The organism is Rathayibacter iranicus NCPPB 2253 = VKM Ac-1602, from assembly GCF_003149025.1.
Taxonomy (GTDB): domain Bacteria; phylum Actinomycetota; class Actinomycetes; order Actinomycetales; family Microbacteriaceae; genus Rathayibacter; species Rathayibacter iranicus.
In genome coordinates, this window is record NZ_QGDV01000001.1 from 359,625 (window position 1) to 375,936 (window position 16,312).

Consider the following 16,312-nt stretch of genomic DNA (forward strand, 5'->3'; position numbering starts at 1 on the left):
TCCGCCCCCCGCAATGTCGGTCGAGAGCTGGCTCAACTCTGCGGCCCCAGCCTGGCACGCTGCGGCGCGAAAGGATGCCTGCTGTGGAGGGAAAGGTGCGCGAGCAGCCATGATGTGGAGGTGCGTGTCTCGGTAGTCGTCCCCGTCTGGAACGAGGAGGACTGCATCATCCGCTGCCTCGAGGCCCTGCAGAGGCAGACGGTCGCGCCCTTTGAGGTGCTCGTGGTCGACAACCTCTCGACCGACGACACCGTCCAGCGCGTGCTGGCTATGGCGCCGAGCAGCGTCCCGATCCGTGTGCTGCGGCAGGACCACCGCCAGGGGCTGATCCCGACGCGCGACCACGGGTTCGGGGCGGCGGAGGGGGACGTCCTCGCGCGCATTGATGCCGACACCGTCGTCCAACACGATTGGGTGGAGCGGCTGACGGCGAGCTTCGCATCCGGTGCCGTCTGCGCCGTGACCGGTTCAGTGGGCTATTACGACGTCGTCTGTGCATCTGTGCTCGGGCGCCTCGACCTCGGGGTGCGGCGGCTTCTGTTCGCCCTCGAGCGGCGTCAGCCGTACCTGTTTGGCTCGAACATGGCGATCCGGCGCGACGCGTGGCTGCTGATCGCCGACGAGGTGTGCGCCGACGTCGAGGACCGGTTCCACGAGGACATCGACCTCGCGATCCATCTGACCCGGCGAGCATTGCCCATCCGCTTCGACTCCGCCGTGCGAGCCACGATCTCGGCGCGTCGCTTGAACTCCACCGCCTCCGATTTCCACGACTACCTCTCCCGATTCACCAGGACGTTCGAGGCGCACGAGACGACCCACGTTCCGCTGCGCCTCGTCGCCGCGCTGCTGCGCGTCAGCTTCCCGCTCCTGCGCCGCGCCCACCTGCGGGCGGTCGCCCCGGCACAGCTGGCGCCCGCGTCCGAACGGCTCGACGAAGCAGCGTGACCATGGCCCGAGTGAGGGAACCTTGAATCAACGAGGGAGCCCGTTGGGGCGGGCGGCCTCGACTGTTCGGACGCCCCTCGCTGCCTGTGAGAATCTCAGAGAATGATCGGTTGCGGAGGCATGGCCGCCTCTGGCAATGTCCCCTCGGAACGTTATCGGTATATTTTCGGGGGAGACGACGATGCATTGTGCTGCTTGGGTGAAGCGAATGTCGACTGGCTTAGCGACAGTGGCGGTTCTCGCCTCCGTCGCCCTTGGCCCGGTCGCTGCCGCCGATGATGCTCCCTCTGGATACTTGACCGCCGCGCAGATCGACGCCGTCACGGCGGCGATGACCGACGCGGGAATTCCCGCGAGCGAACAGACGGGGCTCATTATCACTCTTGACGCCGGAAAAGCGGTCGAATCCCAGATCGGCTCCTCGATTCCGGTCTCCACCTTCACGGAGCAGCGCGCGGGTCGTACTCGCACCGTCAGCGTCTTTAGCGATGGCTCGCGACGCTGGGTCGAGCAGCAGACGCCGACACGGGAGAAAGGATTCTCGACTCAATCAATTGACCCGCGAAGAAGCGAATGCAGCTATGGCGGTGGCTGGTTCACCAACTGCAAGATCGCTATCAGCGACATTGTCAGCACGGCGTCATTTCGGGTTGACTATGCGGCGGATAAGGTCCGGGACTACCGCGGAGCTGGCTGTAATAATTCGGTCGGGAGCTGCTCCGTCTCCGGCGGGATCAAGCGCCCCACCGCAGGGTCGGAGGGGCCTGCCTGGGCCGAGATGGAGTTCCACGCGAACGTCGGACCCATCGCGAATGTCGCGAGTGGCGCCTTCGGTATCCGCGTCGAAGGTCCGTGGGTCTCGCTCTACGGCTCCTGAGCCCACCGCCGAGATGGCCCTACCGAGGGAACCCCCGACCGTCGAGGGGGCCCGCTGTAGCTGGCGACCTCAACGGTTCGGGGTTCCCCCGGTGCGGCCGATGCGGCTCACGAGAGCTCGGCATTCGGCTCCGTCGGGAACGGTCCGACACCCAGCAAGAACCGGAGGATCGCGTCCGCCGGGGCGCGCAGGGCCGGGCCGGTGCCCAACTCCCAGTCGGCGTCGGTCGGCGAGAGGGTGCGGTCACGGACGGCGGCGCGGATGGCGAGGGGCGCGCGCTGAAGGCGGTCGAGGGCGACGGCTCCGGAGACGTGGGGCGGCAGCATGAAGGGGCTGGGAGTGAGGGAAAACTCAACCCGGACGACGTCGACCAGCTCGGACACCGACCGCGGTCCGTTGCCTGACCGGCGAGCGGACGCGAGGGCGGCGAGAACGGCGGGGACGTCGGCGGGCGAGGGAGGGGAGGGCGCTTCGCGAGCACCGAAGCGGGTGGCGAGTCGCTGGCGCGTACTGCTCGAGAGTCGAACGATGAGTTCCCCAAGCAGGGCGTCCCGGGAGACGGCACTGGCCGCGTCCCCCTCCGCAGTGGAGGGAGATGCGGCCAGGACGGCGAGGCGGTCGAGCCGCTCGGCGACGAGGGGGCGCCAGTCGTTGCTGACGCCCGTCTCGTCGACCGAGGGTCGTGTGCCCAGCGGCAGGTAACGGGACCAGTCGGGCACGAGCGGAGGGCCTAGCGTCCGCCCGAGCGGCGCTTGTTGTAGACATCGAAGGCGACAGCGAGCAGGAGCACGAGGCCCTTGACCGCCTGCTGCCACTCAATGCCGATGCCCATGATCGACATGCCGTTGTTCAGCACGCCGATGATGAGACCACCGATGATCGCGCCGCCGATGGTGCCGACGCCGCCCTGGACCGCCGCGCCGCCGATGAAGGCCGCCGAGATGGCCTCGAGCTCGAAGCCGTCGCCCGCCTTGGGTCCTGCCAGGTTGAGGCGCGCGGTGAAGACGAGGCCGGCCAGCGCCGCGAGGACGCCCATGTTGACGAACAGCCAGAAGGTGACGTTGCGGGTCTTGATGCCCGAGAGTTCGGCGGCGTGCAGATTGCCGCCGATGGCGTAGACATGACGGCCGAAGACCGAGCGGTTCATGACGACGCCGTAGATGAGCACGAGCACGGCGAGCACGATCAGGGTGACCGGGATGCCCTTGAAGGTCGCCAGCGCGAAGGCGAACGCGCCGATCACGATGGCGACGAGAACGAGCTTGGTGACGAACCAGGCGCCCGGCTCGACGCTCTGCGCATACTTTTGGCGGCCGCGCCGGGTGCGCACGGACTGCACGGTGAAGGCGACGATCGCGAGCGCGCCGATGACAAGTGACAGCGGGTCGAGGTCGCTCGTGCCGAACAGGTCGGTGAGGAATCCATTACCCAGCGCGCGGTACTCGGTCGGGAAGGAACCGATGTTCGCGTTGCCCAGGACGACGAGCGCCAGGCCGCGGAAAATCAGCATGCCCGCCAAAGTCACGATGAATGCGGGGATTCCGACGTAGGCGATCCAGAAGCCCTGCCAGGCTCCAACCGCCGCTCCGATCAGAAGGGAGAGGACGATCGACAACCACCAGGGGAGTCCGAGGTTGACCGCAAACACTCCCGAGATTGCGCCGACAAAAGCGGCGACCGAGCCGACCGAGAGGTCGATGTGTCCAGCCACAATGACCATCACCATGCCGATGGCGAGGATCAGGATGTAGCCGTTCTGCACGATGAGGTTCGAGATGTTCTGCGGGCGGAGGAGGATTCCACCGGTCATGATCTCGAACAGCACCACCACCACGATGAGGGCGATGAAGATGCCGTTCTTGCCGAGGTCGCCCAGTACGTGACTGAGGCGCTTCGTGAAGGCGTTCTCGGTGGGCTTCACCTGCGCGCCCGCTGCGGTGGACGGGCCGTTCTGCAGATCGGTCATCGTTGCTTCTCCTGGGTCATGAGGGTGAGGACCGCCTCGGGCGTCGCCTCGGCGATGGGCAGCTCGCCCGTGATGCGGCCCTCCGACAGCGCATAGACGCGGTCGCAGATGCCGAGCAGCTCGGGCAGCTCGGAGGAGATGACGATGATCCCCTTACCCTGCGCCGCGAGCCGATTAATGATGGTGTAGATCTCGTACTTCGCCCCCACGTCGATACCGCGGGTGGGCTCGTCGAGGATGAGAACGTCCGGATCGGAGTAGATCCACTTCGACAGAACGACCTTTTGCTGATTGCCGCCGGAGAGCTTGCCGGTCTTCGCGAGCACAGTCGGCGACTTGATGTTCATGCTGCCGCGGTACTCGTTGGCGACCTCGAATTCGCGGTTGTCGTCGACCAGTCCGCCGCGGGACACCTTGTCGAGCGACGCAAGCGAGATATTCCGCTTGATGTCGTCGATCAGGTTGAGGCCGTAGTGCTTGCGGTCCTCCGTCGCGTAGGCGAGCCCGTGGGCGATCGCCTCCGAGACGTTGCGCATCTTGATCTCCTTGCCGGCCTTGAAGACCTGACCCGAGATGCGGCTGCCGTACGAGCGGCCGAAGAGGCTCATCGCGAACTCGGTGCGCCCGGCGCCCATGAGGCCCGCGATGCCGACGATCTCGCCGCGGTGCACGGTCAGGTTGACCTTGTCGACCATGACCCGGGTCGGGTCCTGAGGGTGGTGAGCCGTCCAGTCGACCACGCGCAGGATCTCCTCGCCAATGTGCGGGGTGTGGTCCGGGTAGCGGTGGTCAAGGTCGCGGCCGACCATGTCTTTGATGATGCGGTCTTCGGTGACGTCGTCGTGGGCGATCGTCTCGATGGTCTTGCCGTCGCGGATGACCGTGACGGTATCCGCGATCTTTTTGATCTCGTTCAGCTTGTGACTGATGATGATCGACGTAATTCCCTGCTGCTTGAGGTGCAGGATCAGGTCGAGCAGGTGATCCGAGTCCTCGTCGTTCAGCGCCGCGGTGGGCTCGTCGAGGATGAGCAGTTTGACCCGCTTGGAGAGCGCCTTGGCGATCTCGACAAGCTGTTGCTTGCCGACTCCAATCTCGAGGATCTTGGTGGTCGGGTTCTCGCGCAGACCGACCCGAGCGAGTAGCGACGCCGCCTCCTGATTGGTCTTGTTCCAGTCGATCAGACCACCGAAGCCGCGCACCTCATTGCCGAGAAAGATGTTCTCCGCGATGGAAAGGTAGGGGCTGAGAGCCAGCTCCTGGTGGATGATGACAATGCCCTTCGCTTCCGAATCACGGATGTTGGCGAAGTGCATCACCTCGTCCTCGAAGACGATGTCGCCCTCGTAGGTGCCATGCGGATACACGCCGGACAGCACCTTCATCAGCGTCGACTTGCCGGCGCCGTTCTCCCCGCAGATCGCGTGGACTTCGCCTCGTTGGGCGTTGAGCGTGACGTCCTGGAGCGCCTTCACTCCCGGGAACGTCTTGGTGATGCCGCGCATCTCGAGGATGTTCGTAGTCACGCCGCCTCCTTTCCTTCGTAGAGCCGGGCCCCCTCTCGGAGGCCCGGCGCAAGTGTCTTCATGCCGAATGCAGACCGCCCCTGCCACCAGGAAACGGCATTCGCGGCCCTCAGCGGGGTGAGCTGCAAGGCGGAGGAGGGAGCGATACCAGAGGTATCGCGACCGACGACAATGCCGCAGATCGCCCCACTGAGGGCCGCGAGTGGATCAGCTGTTGACTTCGGCGTCGGTGTAGTAGCCGCCGTCAACGAGCACGGACTGGATCTGGTCTTTGGTGACGATGACCGGGTCAAGCAGGAAGGCCGGGACGGTCTTCTTGCCGTTGTCGTACGTGTCGGTGTCGTTGACCTCGGGCTCTGTGCCCTCGAGGACGGCCTGGGCCATCTTCACGGCCTCCTTGGCGAGTTCGCGGGTGTCCTTGTAGATGGTCGCGTACTGCTCGCCGGCGACGATCGCCTTGACCGAGTCAAGCTCTGCGTCCTGACCGGTGATGATCGGGAAGTCGGAGCCGACGGTGTACCCGGCATCGGTCAGAGCCGAGATGATGCCGCGGCTGAGGCCGTCGTAGGGCGAGAGGACGCCCTGAACCTTGGAGCCGTCGGAGTACGTCTTGGTGAGGATGTCCTCCATACGGCTCTGCGCGACCTCGCCGTCCCAGCGGAGCGTGGCGACGGTGCTGAAGTCGGTCTCGCCCGACTTCACGACGAGCGTCTTGTCATCGATGTACGGCTTGAGGGTGTCCATCGCACCCTTGAAGAAGAACGTGGCGTTGTTGTCGTCGGGGCTTCCCGCGAACAGCTCGATGTTGAAGGGGCCAGCGGGGGCGGTGGCGGCCTTGGCGCCGGTGAGGTCGGTGAGACCGAGGCCGGCAAGGAGCGAGGTGGCCTGCTGGACGCCGACCTTGTAGTTGTCGAACGTGGCGTAGTAGTCGACGTTCTCGGAGTTGCGGATCAGGCGGTCGTAGGCGATGACGGGGATGTCGTTGGCCTTGGCCTCCTCGAGCACGCTCGTGAGCGTGGTGCCGTCGATCGACGCGACGATCAGGGCCTTGGCGCCCTTGGTGATCATGTTCTCGAGCTGCGAGACCTGGGTGGGGATGTCGTCCTCGGCGTACTGCAGGTCGACCTTATAGCCGGCCTCCTCGAGCTGCGACTTGACGTTGTTGCCGTCAGCGATCCAGCGCTCGGACGACTTGGTCGGCATTGCGACGCCGACGAGGCCGCCGTCGCCGGATCCCGAGCCGCCGCTTCCGGAGGAGCAGGCGGCGAGGGAGAGGATCATCGCTCCGCCGGCGATACCGGCGATGAGAGCGCGCTTCATTGTGGTCACTGTGATTCCTTCGTCATTGAATGCAGTGGATGCAGGGCCGCCCTCAGAATCGGGACGGTGCTGTGACGCTGATGTGAGCGATCACATTTCGTCATGCTAGCCCGGCTGGCACCGGTCTTGTCAACGCAGACGTCTCGACTCGGTAACGGCCGACGGGGTGCCTGGGCCAGGTCAACGGGCGGCGGGTAGGACGGCGGAGCGCGGGGCGGCGGTGGACCCGCGGACGACCAACAGCGGCGCGATCGGCGGGGACGCCTCCGCTCGCTCACCCTCGATCAGGCTGAGCAGTGTCGCGACGCAGCGACGGCCGAGCTCGACGAAGTCCTGGCGGATGCTAGTCAGCGGCGGCCAGTAGAACGCCGCCTCGGGGATGTCGTCGAAGCCGATGACGCTGACGTCCTCGGGCACGCGAACGCCGCGTTCGTGGAACGCGTTCATCAGGCCCAGCGCCATCTGGTCGTTGGCCGAGAAGACAGCGGTGAAGTCGATGAAGCGCGCGAGTTCGTGGCCGACCCTGTGCCCGCGCTCGGCGCTCCAGTCGCCGAGCAGCGGTGACCGCAGCGGGATGGAGCGATGGTCGAGTTCGGCAAGGTAGCCGCGCATCCGCGCCTCCGCTTCGATCCAGTCCTGCGGGCCGGCAAGGTGCACGATCTCGGTGTGACCAAGGTCGATGAGGTGGGCGGTCGCGAGACGGGCGCCGGCTATCTGGTCGACGTAAAGGACGTTGTCGCGGTCATTCTCGCTGGTCTGCAGCGTCACGTGCGGGATACGCAGCGCGACCTGGGAGAGGATATCGAAGACTCGGATCTGCGGAGCGATGACCACGAGGCCCTCTATCGCCTGATTGAGCAGGTGCCGGATCCCGGCCTGGATGGACGCTTCGTCGGTGCCGTCGACGTTGGCGGTGACGACGAGGTAGCCGGCGTCGCGTGCGGCCACCTCGATGGCCTGGATGCTGGAGGCCGGGCCGTACTGGAGGCTCTGCGACGAGAGCACACCGATTGTGCGGGTGCGGCTGGTCACCAGGGCGCGGGCGGCCAGGTTGGGGCGATAGTCGAGTTCGGCCATCACGTCGAGGACGCGCTTCTTCGTCTCAGGTCGCAGGCTCGGGTGATCGTTAAGGACGCGCGAGACGGTCTGATGCGAGACTCCGGCCGCGCGAGCGACGTCGTAGATGCTCGGCGCCCGGGTCGCGGGCTTGTCTTCCGGCATCGGGTACCGCGACTCTCTGTGATCGGCGCCTCCGACGCCGGACCGGGGCGCCCGTCACAGGCCGCACACCCGTCCGCGGGCGCATGTGAGCACACTTTACGTCCCGCGGCGCGGGGGCTTGCCGACGGATGCTCGGCCGGCTGGGAGGCGTATGAGGCGCGCGGGCCAGGAGGGGAGTTCGGGCTCCCGCGGCGCCGCGCGGATCGGGATCGTCGATGAGCCAGACGAATTAGTCTGTCGTTGCAGCCGAGAACGCCCGCTCAGTCGTCGTCGATCTCCGACCCTCAACGATCGGGGGACACGTTCTGCGAGCTTGTCGAGTTGTATGTAAACATGCGGCTTCGGCATGGGAGAGGTAGGTGCGTTCGTGCAGAGGAGCGTAAACATCTAGCGGCTCGACGTGGCCGGCATTATCGACGCCAGCGCGGCCGAACCCCTCCCGAATCGGGATCGTCAAACGGAACTCTGGCGCATTTAGGCAACGATCTCGGGCCGGGCATGAGCATTAACATCGTGGAGAATCTCAACGATGACGGTCACGTCGGATTCGTCGAAGAGATAGTCGATACCGCTCGGGGCATGGTCCGTGTAGGGCGATTCGTAGAGGCGCCCCGCGTCCATCAGACCGTTCGCGGTGAGCTCATCAGCGATCAGATGAATGAATCGGATCTGATCAATGGAGAAACGCGACCCATCGAGGAAGCGTGCAAAGGACTCTAGCGCTGCCTCCCGATCCAAGCCGACGAGGGAGCGGATAAATGGTCCGAGCCCGTGCGCCTGTTCGGTGGCCAGGTCGATGTCGGCCTTCGAGCCCGCTCCACTTGCGAGCAGCATCGATTCAAGGGCGCTCAGGTCATCGGGCGTGAGCTGCCGATTGCGGCGCAGGCGCTGCAGCGCCAGGTGGTCCTCGTGCTGCCGCAGGTAGGCGGCCGCCTTAGCGCGAAATCGCTCGAGGTCGGTGCCCGGGGTGGTTTGACGCAACAGGATCTCGGTCGCGTCACCGAGTTCGTCGATGAAGTCGGTGTACACGCGCGGTCGAGTGACGTTCGGCACGAAGCGCACGAGCGAGCGGATGCGTAGCCGTGCGGCCTCGAGCATGCCGAGGGTCACGTCGACCCACCAGTCCTCGCTGGCGACCTCTTCCAGCAGCACGAGCTGTTCTGCGACCGATGGAATCGCTGATTTGGCTAGCAGCGCCGTCACGATCGCCTGGACCTGCTGGCGGATGCGGTCGGCGGCGATCAGGTCGCCGTCGAGCTGCGCGAGTTGCCTGCGCAGGATCAACAGGTCGAAGCGTTTTGCATCGACGTCGTCGTCCGTCACGCTCGACGGCAGGCCGGCCAGGTGCGCGAGCACATCGGCTGCGTCCTCGAGGGTCAGCGCGTCCCAGGCAGCCGAGTCGGCGAACTGCTCCACCCAGCGCCGCTCTGGGCGTACGAGAAAGTTATCGATGTTCATTCCCGCGACGATCTCGTGCAGGATGTCGGCGGCTGACGTGCGCAACTCGCTGTCGATCTGCGCTCGGTCAAGCGCGGTGATCAGCCCGAGCCGGGCCTCGAACAATCGCTGGGTGAGGGACTTCTGGTTCGAGCCCTCGCTCCCGGGCAGGTCCTGGCTGAAGAACTCAAGGTTGCCGCAGAAATCGAAGACCAGAAAGTCCTGCTTGGGCTGGCCCTCGCCGAAGAGGTCGGGGCGCAGCCGCGTGCCGCGGCCGATCATCTGCCAGAACTTCGACTTCGACCGCACCGGCTTGAAGAAGACCAGGTTCACGATCTCGGGCACGTCGATGCCGGTGTCGAGCATGTCGACCGAGATCGCGATGTGCGGCGCGTGGTCGGCAATCGAGAACTCATCGATCAGGTTTTGCGCGTACGGGGTGCCGTGGGTGATGACGCGCGCGAAGTGTCCAGCGTGTTCGGGGTACTGCTCGTCGAAGCGGCGCTGGATAAATTCGGCGTGCGCCTGGTTCTTCGCAAACACAATGGTCTTGCCGAGCCGGTCGCCGCCGGCGACCTTGTATCCGCGCGTCATCAGGGTCGCCAGCACCTTGTCGACGGTGTCCTCGTTGAAGAGGAAACGGTTCACTTCCTCCGCATCGACCGTGGTCGGTGTTCCTCCACCACCCCAGTCGAGCGCGTCCCAGTCGTCCTTCTCCTCGTCACTGAGGTCGTCGTAGCGGATGCCCTGGCGCAGGAAGCGGGTACCGACCGAGACGCCGCGCGGCGGCACCAGGAAGCCTTCAGCGACCGCCTCGTCGAGCCCGTAGGCGTCCGTCGGTACTCCGTCTTCGAGGTGGAACCGGCGGTACGTGTTGTGGTCGACCTCGTCCTTCGGCGTCGCCGTCAGGCCGACGAGCAGCGCGTCGAACCAGTCGAAGATCGCACCGTACTTCTGATAGATCGAGCGGTGCGCTTCATCGATAACGATCAGGTCGAAGAATCCGGGCCCGAAGCGCCGCGTCGGTGTGCCCTCGCCGTCGCTCATGTGGTCGATGAGATTCATCATTGTCGGATACGTGGACACGTAGACGCGCCCCTCAGCATTCCGCTCGGTCACCAGGTTCACCGTCGCGGCGCCGGGCAGGTGAGCCTTGAACGCATTCGCCGCCTGCTTCACCAACGCGGTTCGGTCGGCGAGGAACAGGATGCGCTTGGCCCAGTTCGCCTTCATCAGCTGATCGGCCAGCGCGATGACCGTCCGCGTCTTGCCGGACCCCGTCGCCATGACCAGCAGCGCCTGTCGTTGCTGTCGATCGAACGCATCCCCGACCGCACGGATAGCCCGTACCTGGTAGTGGCGGCCAGCGATGTCCGGACTTACCGCGGCACCGGAGAGCGGCAGGCGGGTCGAGCGGCGCTGAATCATCAGCTCAAGCTCGCTGCGCGTGAAGAATCCGGCGACCTGACGCGGGGGGTACCCGGCCGCGTCGTCCCACAGCCAGTGCTCGTACCCGTTCGTGAAGAACACGACCGGCCGTCGCCCGTATGCCGCTTCAAGGCAGTCGGCGTAGAGCTTCGCCTGCTGTTGCCCGACCTGCGCGCTCTTCGTCGTGCGCTTCGCCTCGACGACCGCGAGCGGCAGCCCGTCACTTCCCCACAGCACGTAGTCGACGAACCCGACTCCCGGCCCGTTCGGCATTCCGGCGACCTCGAACTCGCGATCGCGCGGCTCGGTGAGCGGCCAGCCCGCCTCGGCCAACAGCACGTCGATGAACAGGTCGCGGGTCTCGGCTTCGGAGTAGTCGTGGTCGTCGGATGCGTGATTCGCCGCCTGAGCCGCGGCCACCTGCGCCCGCAACTGCTCGATCTCCGCCGCCTGCTGGGCCGCGAGCTCGTCCCGGTCCGCGAGTGCCCTGGCGTGGGCTTCGTCCTGAGCGGCGAACTTCGCCGCGAGCCGCTGCACGTCTTCGCGCGTGAGCGGTGCCGCTCGTGCCGCGAGAGCGGGATCGAACTTCGCGCCCGTCGGTACGCCCGCCGGATGCGCCGAATGCCGGAACACCGCCCACACCAGCACATGGTGCAATTCGCGCAGCGCCGCGAGCGCGATGTCGGGTCGGACCGGCTGCTGCGCGTGTACCGCCTGGTTGCCCAGCTTGCGGATCAGGTTTAGCTTCTGCGCGATCCCCACTCCGGCGACCCGCGCGAAGCCGGCGTCATTGATGCGCGCGGCGAGGTCGTCCTGATACGGGACCGGCAGATTGAGCACCTCGTACAGGTGGCCGACGAGCTGCTCCACCGCGCGTCGGCTGTAGAAGCACGCGGACCGCGGATCGCTCGACAGGTAGGACTCTGCGCGGGAGGCGTCAGCGTAAACGTTCGGCCATGCGTGCCGCACGAAGTCGAAGTTCGCAGTCAAATTTCACCCCTAAATGCACGCTTTTGAAGCGACGCAAAGAGCTTGTCCGCGATGGCGAGCGAGAGTTGACTTCGAGTTCGCGCGAGCTCGACAGGACCGATGCGCGCTGAGAATTGCAGCTGATCCGCTCGGCTCGGGAGGGGGAATAGCAACGGCGCCAAGTCCTGCTTGTTGAGCTGCGGAACAGAGCTTCCGCTCGTGATCGAAGCAAGATCGAACGCGTTTAGCCAAGCGAAAATGTAGTCGGAAGTCAGTCGATCATTAATGGGAGTCACGCCCATCAAATTCGGGTCGAGCGTCGTTCGCCGCGTGACAACGCGCTTTTTATTTGTCGCGATTGACGCTCCCCTTTTCGGCAGGACGACAGCTCCGGCTTCGACCGTTGAGCTTGCGGGTACCGCGCGATCAGTCCAGAGGGCCGTTTTCAGAATAGTGCGTTCGTTACCAGAGGAGTTCATGTCGGAGACTTTCATGAGCAGTGTTCCGCCTGGCTGGCCAGCAAACGGCTCGCCGGGAGGAAGCGAAGCACCGCCGGCAAATCTCGCGACGTCGCCCAAAGCGGTGTCGCACGCGGTTGAAGCCTTAAGAGCCTCATTGAAGAGCGCGTGCGCAAGCGAGTCGAGGTGGGTGAGCACCTGGCGGCGCTTGGCGCGCAGCGCGTCGGTGTGGTCGAGGATCGCGGCGATTCGCCGCTGCTCCTCGAGCGGCGGCAGGGGAATCTCGAATTCATCGAGAGTCGCTGGGCTTAGCCTAGGTAAGTTGGCGCCAGCAGCTCGGGACGAGGCAAAGTTGACCATTGATGGCTGCGCGAGATAGTGCGCGAGATAATCGCGGTTCAATTGCGATCCGGGAAGCACGGGCAGGATATCTGTACTGCAGACACCGCTAAAATTCGGTCTGCTGATTTTACCGAGATTCGGGCGAAGCTTGCTATAAAGTAGGTGTCGAGCTGAAAAAATGAACTTTGAGCTGGCTAGTTCGGCGTTGCCGACTGTGTCATGTCCAATTATTCGGCCACCTCGTTCAAGATGTTCGAGTCCGATATAGATCGTGTTCGGGTCAATTTTACTCGGGTCAACTGATTGACGCTGAATGAGCGCAACGTCGCCGAGTCGCGCGGACTTCATGCGAGCATCGCCTTCAGCTCGGCGAGCCCGTCCACGATCTCTGTTTCCAGGGCTTCAATATCGGCGATGATCTCGAGAGGTGGCCGGTGCTCGACCTCGTCGTGGACGATCTCCTTGTAGCGGTTGAGGGAGAGATCGTAGCCCTGAGCGGCAATGTCCGCCTTGGACACTGTGAACGACTGGTCGGTGCGGGTCCGCTCGCGTTCGCTGGTGCGGCGGTCTGCCCAGCGGGTGAGCACGTCCGGCAGGTCGTTCGCTTCGATCGGGTTGCGCTTGTCATCGAGGGAGAAGCCGTCGGCGTGCACATCATAGAACCAGACGTCGTCGGTGCCGCCGGAATCCGTCTTCGTGAAGAACAGGATCGCGGTCGAGACTCCCGCGTAGGGGCGGAAGACGCCGGACGGGAGCTTGACGACCGCGTCGAGCTTCTGGTCCTCCACGAGCATTCGCCTCAACGCCTTGTGCGCGGTTGACGAGCCGAACAGCACACCGTCGGGCACGATCACGGCCGCACGGCCGCCGGGCTTCAGCAGCTTCAGGAACAGGGCGACGAAGAGCAGTTCGGTCTTCTTGGTCTTCACGATGCGCTGTAGATCCTTCGACGTCGACTCGTAGTCGAGCGAGCCCGCGAAGGGCGGGTTGGCGAGGATCAGCGTGTATCGCTCGGCGTCGTCGCTCGCGCCCTCGGAGAGCGAGTCGCGGTAGCGGATGTCGGGCGCCTCGATGCCGTGGAGCAGCATGTTCATGCTGCCGATGCGCAGCATGGTCGAGTCGAAGTCGAACCCGTGGAACATGCTCGTGTGGAAGTGCGAGCGCTGTGCCGCGTTCGTCAAGACGCCCGGGTGCTCGCGCCGCACGTACTCCGACGCGGCGACGAGGAATCCGGCCGTGCCGCACGCGGGATCGCAGATTTCGTCGGCCGGCTGGGGCGCCATCATCGCGACCATCAGCTCGATGATGTGCCGCGGAGTGCGGAACTGCCCGTTTACTCCCGCGGAGGCGATCTTCGACAGAAGGTACTCGTATAGGTCACCGTTGGTGTCGCGCTCGGCCATGGGGATGTCGTCGAGCATGTCGACCACCCGCGACAGCAACGCGGGCGTCGGGATGGTGAAGCGGGCGTCGCGCATGTGCTCGCCGTAGGTCGAGCCGTCACCGCCGAGGGTGCGCAAGAACGGGAAGACACCGTTGCCGAGAACGTCCCACATGACTTCGGGGTCGTCGTTCTTGAAACGGCTCCACCTCAGGTGCTCTTGCCCCCGCCGGTAAATCGACCGCTCGACTTTACCGCCCGTGACGCGCGCCTTCCTCTCGGCGAGCGTCTGCAGGTCGTCGAGCCGGCGCACGAACAGCAGGTAGGTGATCTGCTCGATCACCTCGAGCGGATTCGAGATGCCCCCGGACCAGAACGCATCCCAGACCCGATCGATCTTGGTCTTCAACTCTCCGGTGATCACGTCCTCACCATATCGGAGCTATCGTCGCTACCCGTCGCGCTCGGCGCTGTCGACACTGGGCGAGCAGCGCGGCGAGTTCGGCGTCCATGAAGCCGGCGGAGGTGCGGCTGAAGGAGACGAGGGACGCCATGACGTCCGTCTCTGCAAGGGAGAGCCGCTCCCGTTGGACCACCGACGGAGCGGCCCGCACGGGCACGCCCGCAGGGGACTGCTAGAGCTAGCCGACGGTGACCGGAGCCGCGGACGGGCGGGTGCCCTGACGCATCCAGACGAAGAAGCCGACCAGGGTGAACGCACCATAAAACACGTACATCAGCCCCGAGGCGTAGTAGCCGGCCGAGAACAGCAGGGGCACGCCAACCAGGTCGACCGCCACCCAAATGAGCCAGAACTCGACCCAGCCCTTGGCCATGCCGTAGGTGGCGAGGACAGAGCCGACGAAGATCCAGGCGTCGCTCCAGACGGGCTCGTAGGAGCCGAGCGCGCGGAACACGGGGGTCAGCACCGCGGTTCCGCCGACCATCCCGAGCACCAGCAGACCACGGGTGCGCCAGGACGCCCAGCGCGGCTCGATCTGGGTCGCGGAGTCGTCGGGGCGGTGCGTCCATCGGTACCAGCCGTAGACGCTGACGAGGATGAACATCACCTGGCGCCCCGCTTGGCCGAGCAGGTTGACGGGGTTCGGCGTGCCGAAGAGGGCGCCCATGAAGACGGTGAAGAGCAGCACGTTGCCGATGAGGCCGACGGGCCACGCCCAGACTTTCCGGCGCATCCCGCCGAGCGCGCTGAGAAGCCCGAAGACGTTGCCGATGACTTCCCGCCAGAGCACGGTTTGATCGCCGAGGACGATCCGCGCGTCGAACAGCCAGTGCACGAGATCCACCGAAAGCCTTCTTCCTAAGTCAGTGTGCCGGGTGGTCCAACCGTGCCCCACGCCGGGTCATTCCCGGGGCGGGTGACGCAGTGTCGGCATACCGACGACGCATCGGTACGGACCGAGCCGACGTGCTCGTCGGTGTCCTGCGCGCGACGAACTGTCCCCGCCGCTCTCGGCTATGGATCGCTGTTCCGCGCGCTCGACGCCTTCGCCGAGCGCGCGGCCCGACGCTCGCCGAGGGGCTGACGCCACTCGGCGGCGCGGCGACCGTAGGCTGGCGCAATGACGTCCCGGGTGCGACTCCTGCTGGCCTCATCACATCCCGGACCGACCGTGACGGTCACCGTGTTGGCGACAGTCATTGCCGCAGCCTCTGGGCATCCGCTCGGCATGGTGGTGCTGGTCGCGTTCGCCGTGCTCATGGGACAGCTCTCGATCGGCCTGGCGAACGATTGGATCGACGCCGACCGCGACCGCGCGGTGGGGCGCACCGATAAGCCGGTCGCGCAGGGGCTGATCAGCGTGGCTGTGGTGCGCGGGGCGGCTCTCGGCACGGCGGCCGCGGCCGTGGTGCTCTCGCTACCGCTCGGGCCGGTCGCGTCGACCGCGCACGTGGTGCTGGTCGGGGCGGGCTGGGCCTACGACGCGGGGCTGAAGCGCACGGCGTGGTCCGTCGCTCCCTTCGTGGTGGCGTTCGGCCTGCTGCCGGTGGTTGCGGTGGCGGCCGGCGACGGGCGGCTTCCGGCCTGGTGGGCAATGGCGACCGGAGCGGTGTTCGGCGTCGCGATCCACTGCACCAACGTGCTCCCCGATCTGGTCGACGACGAGGCGACGGGGGTGCGCGGCTTCCCGCACCGACTGGGCCTGCGGGTCTCGGGAGTGGTCGCGTTCGGCTCGCTCGTGGTTGCGGCGCTGCTCGTGCTCGGCGGGCAGCTGCTCGGCGGCGAGCACGCGCGCGGCGCGGGAGACGTGCTGGCGGTCCTGGGGGCCGTCGCGGTGATCGCTCTGGCAGGAGCGGGCATTCGCCTGGTGCTCACTGGGCCACCAACGCGCACCCTCTTCCGGCTGGTCATCGTCGCGTCGCTGGTGTTGGTCGGCGAGCTCGGGTTGGCTGGGGCTCGGCTGGTCGCCTAAGCGG

Annotated in this window: 12 protein-coding genes; 3 read left to right on the forward strand and 9 right to left on the reverse strand. The window is 65.7% G+C overall.

Annotated features, from left to right (window positions below):
* Positions 1-120 precede the first annotated feature (120 nt).
* Both B0H03_RS01795 and B0H03_RS01800 read left to right on the forward strand, forming a co-directional pair.
* Positions 121-948 (forward strand): glycosyltransferase family 2 protein, encoded by an 828-nt coding sequence (locus B0H03_RS01795; protein WP_160487208.1) that lies wholly within the window; start codon positions 121-123, stop codon positions 946-948.
* Between the two features lie 208 nt (positions 949-1,156).
* Positions 1,157-1,825, forward strand: coding sequence for a hypothetical protein (locus tag B0H03_RS01800; protein ID WP_104266422.1), 669 nt, complete (start codon positions 1,157-1,159; stop codon positions 1,823-1,825).
* A 107-nt stretch (positions 1,826-1,932) separates the two neighbouring features.
* On the opposite strand, the gene B0H03_RS01805 is transcribed toward B0H03_RS01800, so the two are convergent.
* The 9 genes from B0H03_RS01805 to pnuC form a co-directional block, all read right to left on the reverse strand.
* Positions 1,933-2,544, reverse strand: a complete 612-nt coding sequence (locus B0H03_RS01805) for a hypothetical protein (protein ID WP_104266423.1) — start codon at positions 2,542-2,544, stop codon at positions 1,933-1,935.
* A gap of 11 nt (positions 2,545-2,555) precedes the next feature.
* Complete coding sequence (gene mmsB, locus B0H03_RS01810; RefSeq protein WP_104266424.1) at positions 2,556-3,791, reverse strand: multiple monosaccharide ABC transporter permease; 1,236 nt, start codon at positions 3,789-3,791, stop codon at positions 2,556-2,558.
* Entirely contained in the window at positions 3,788-5,317 is a 1,530-nt protein-coding gene (gene mmsA, locus B0H03_RS01815) for a multiple monosaccharide ABC transporter ATP-binding protein (RefSeq protein ID WP_104266425.1), read from the reverse strand. The genes mmsB and mmsA overlap by 4 nt, the downstream gene beginning before the upstream one ends.
* A gap of 207 nt (positions 5,318-5,524) precedes the next feature.
* Complete coding sequence (chvE, locus tag B0H03_RS01820) at positions 5,525-6,637, reverse strand: multiple monosaccharide ABC transporter substrate-binding protein (RefSeq protein ID WP_104266426.1); 1,113 nt, start codon at positions 6,635-6,637, stop codon at positions 5,525-5,527.
* A 180-nt stretch (positions 6,638-6,817) separates the two neighbouring features.
* The gene (locus B0H03_RS01825; protein ID WP_104354418.1) at positions 6,818-7,858 is read right to left on the reverse strand and encodes a LacI family DNA-binding transcriptional regulator; all 1,041 of its coding nucleotides are present in this window, start codon (positions 7,856-7,858) and stop codon (positions 6,818-6,820) included.
* Positions 7,859-8,332: 474 nt separating this feature from the next.
* The gene (locus B0H03_RS01830) at positions 8,333-11,713 is read right to left on the reverse strand and encodes a DEAD/DEAH box helicase family protein (RefSeq protein WP_104266428.1); all 3,381 of its coding nucleotides are present in this window, start codon (positions 11,711-11,713) and stop codon (positions 8,333-8,335) included.
* Complete coding sequence (locus B0H03_RS01835) at positions 11,710-12,840, reverse strand: restriction endonuclease subunit S (RefSeq protein ID WP_104266429.1); 1,131 nt, start codon at positions 12,838-12,840, stop codon at positions 11,710-11,712. Before B0H03_RS01835 ends, B0H03_RS01830 begins: the two co-directional genes overlap by 4 nt.
* Positions 12,837-14,297: a type I restriction-modification system subunit M gene (locus B0H03_RS01840; RefSeq protein WP_104266430.1), complete on the reverse strand. Its 1,461-nt coding sequence runs from the start codon at positions 14,295-14,297 to the stop codon at positions 12,837-12,839. Before B0H03_RS01840 ends, B0H03_RS01835 begins: the two co-directional genes overlap by 4 nt.
* Positions 14,298-14,514: 217 nt before the next feature.
* Positions 14,515-15,180 carry a nicotinamide riboside transporter PnuC gene (gene pnuC / locus B0H03_RS01845; RefSeq protein WP_104266431.1) on the reverse strand — a complete coding sequence of 222 codons (666 nt, stop codon included), beginning with the start codon at positions 15,178-15,180 and terminating at the stop codon, positions 14,515-14,517.
* Positions 15,181-15,456: 276 nt separating this feature from the next.
* Here pnuC and B0H03_RS01850 point away from each other — a divergent pair, with 276 nt between their 5' ends.
* The gene (locus B0H03_RS01850) at positions 15,457-16,308 is read left to right on the forward strand and encodes a UbiA family prenyltransferase (RefSeq protein WP_104266432.1); all 852 of its coding nucleotides are present in this window, start codon (positions 15,457-15,459) and stop codon (positions 16,306-16,308) included.
* Positions 16,309-16,312: the final 4 nt, after the last annotated feature.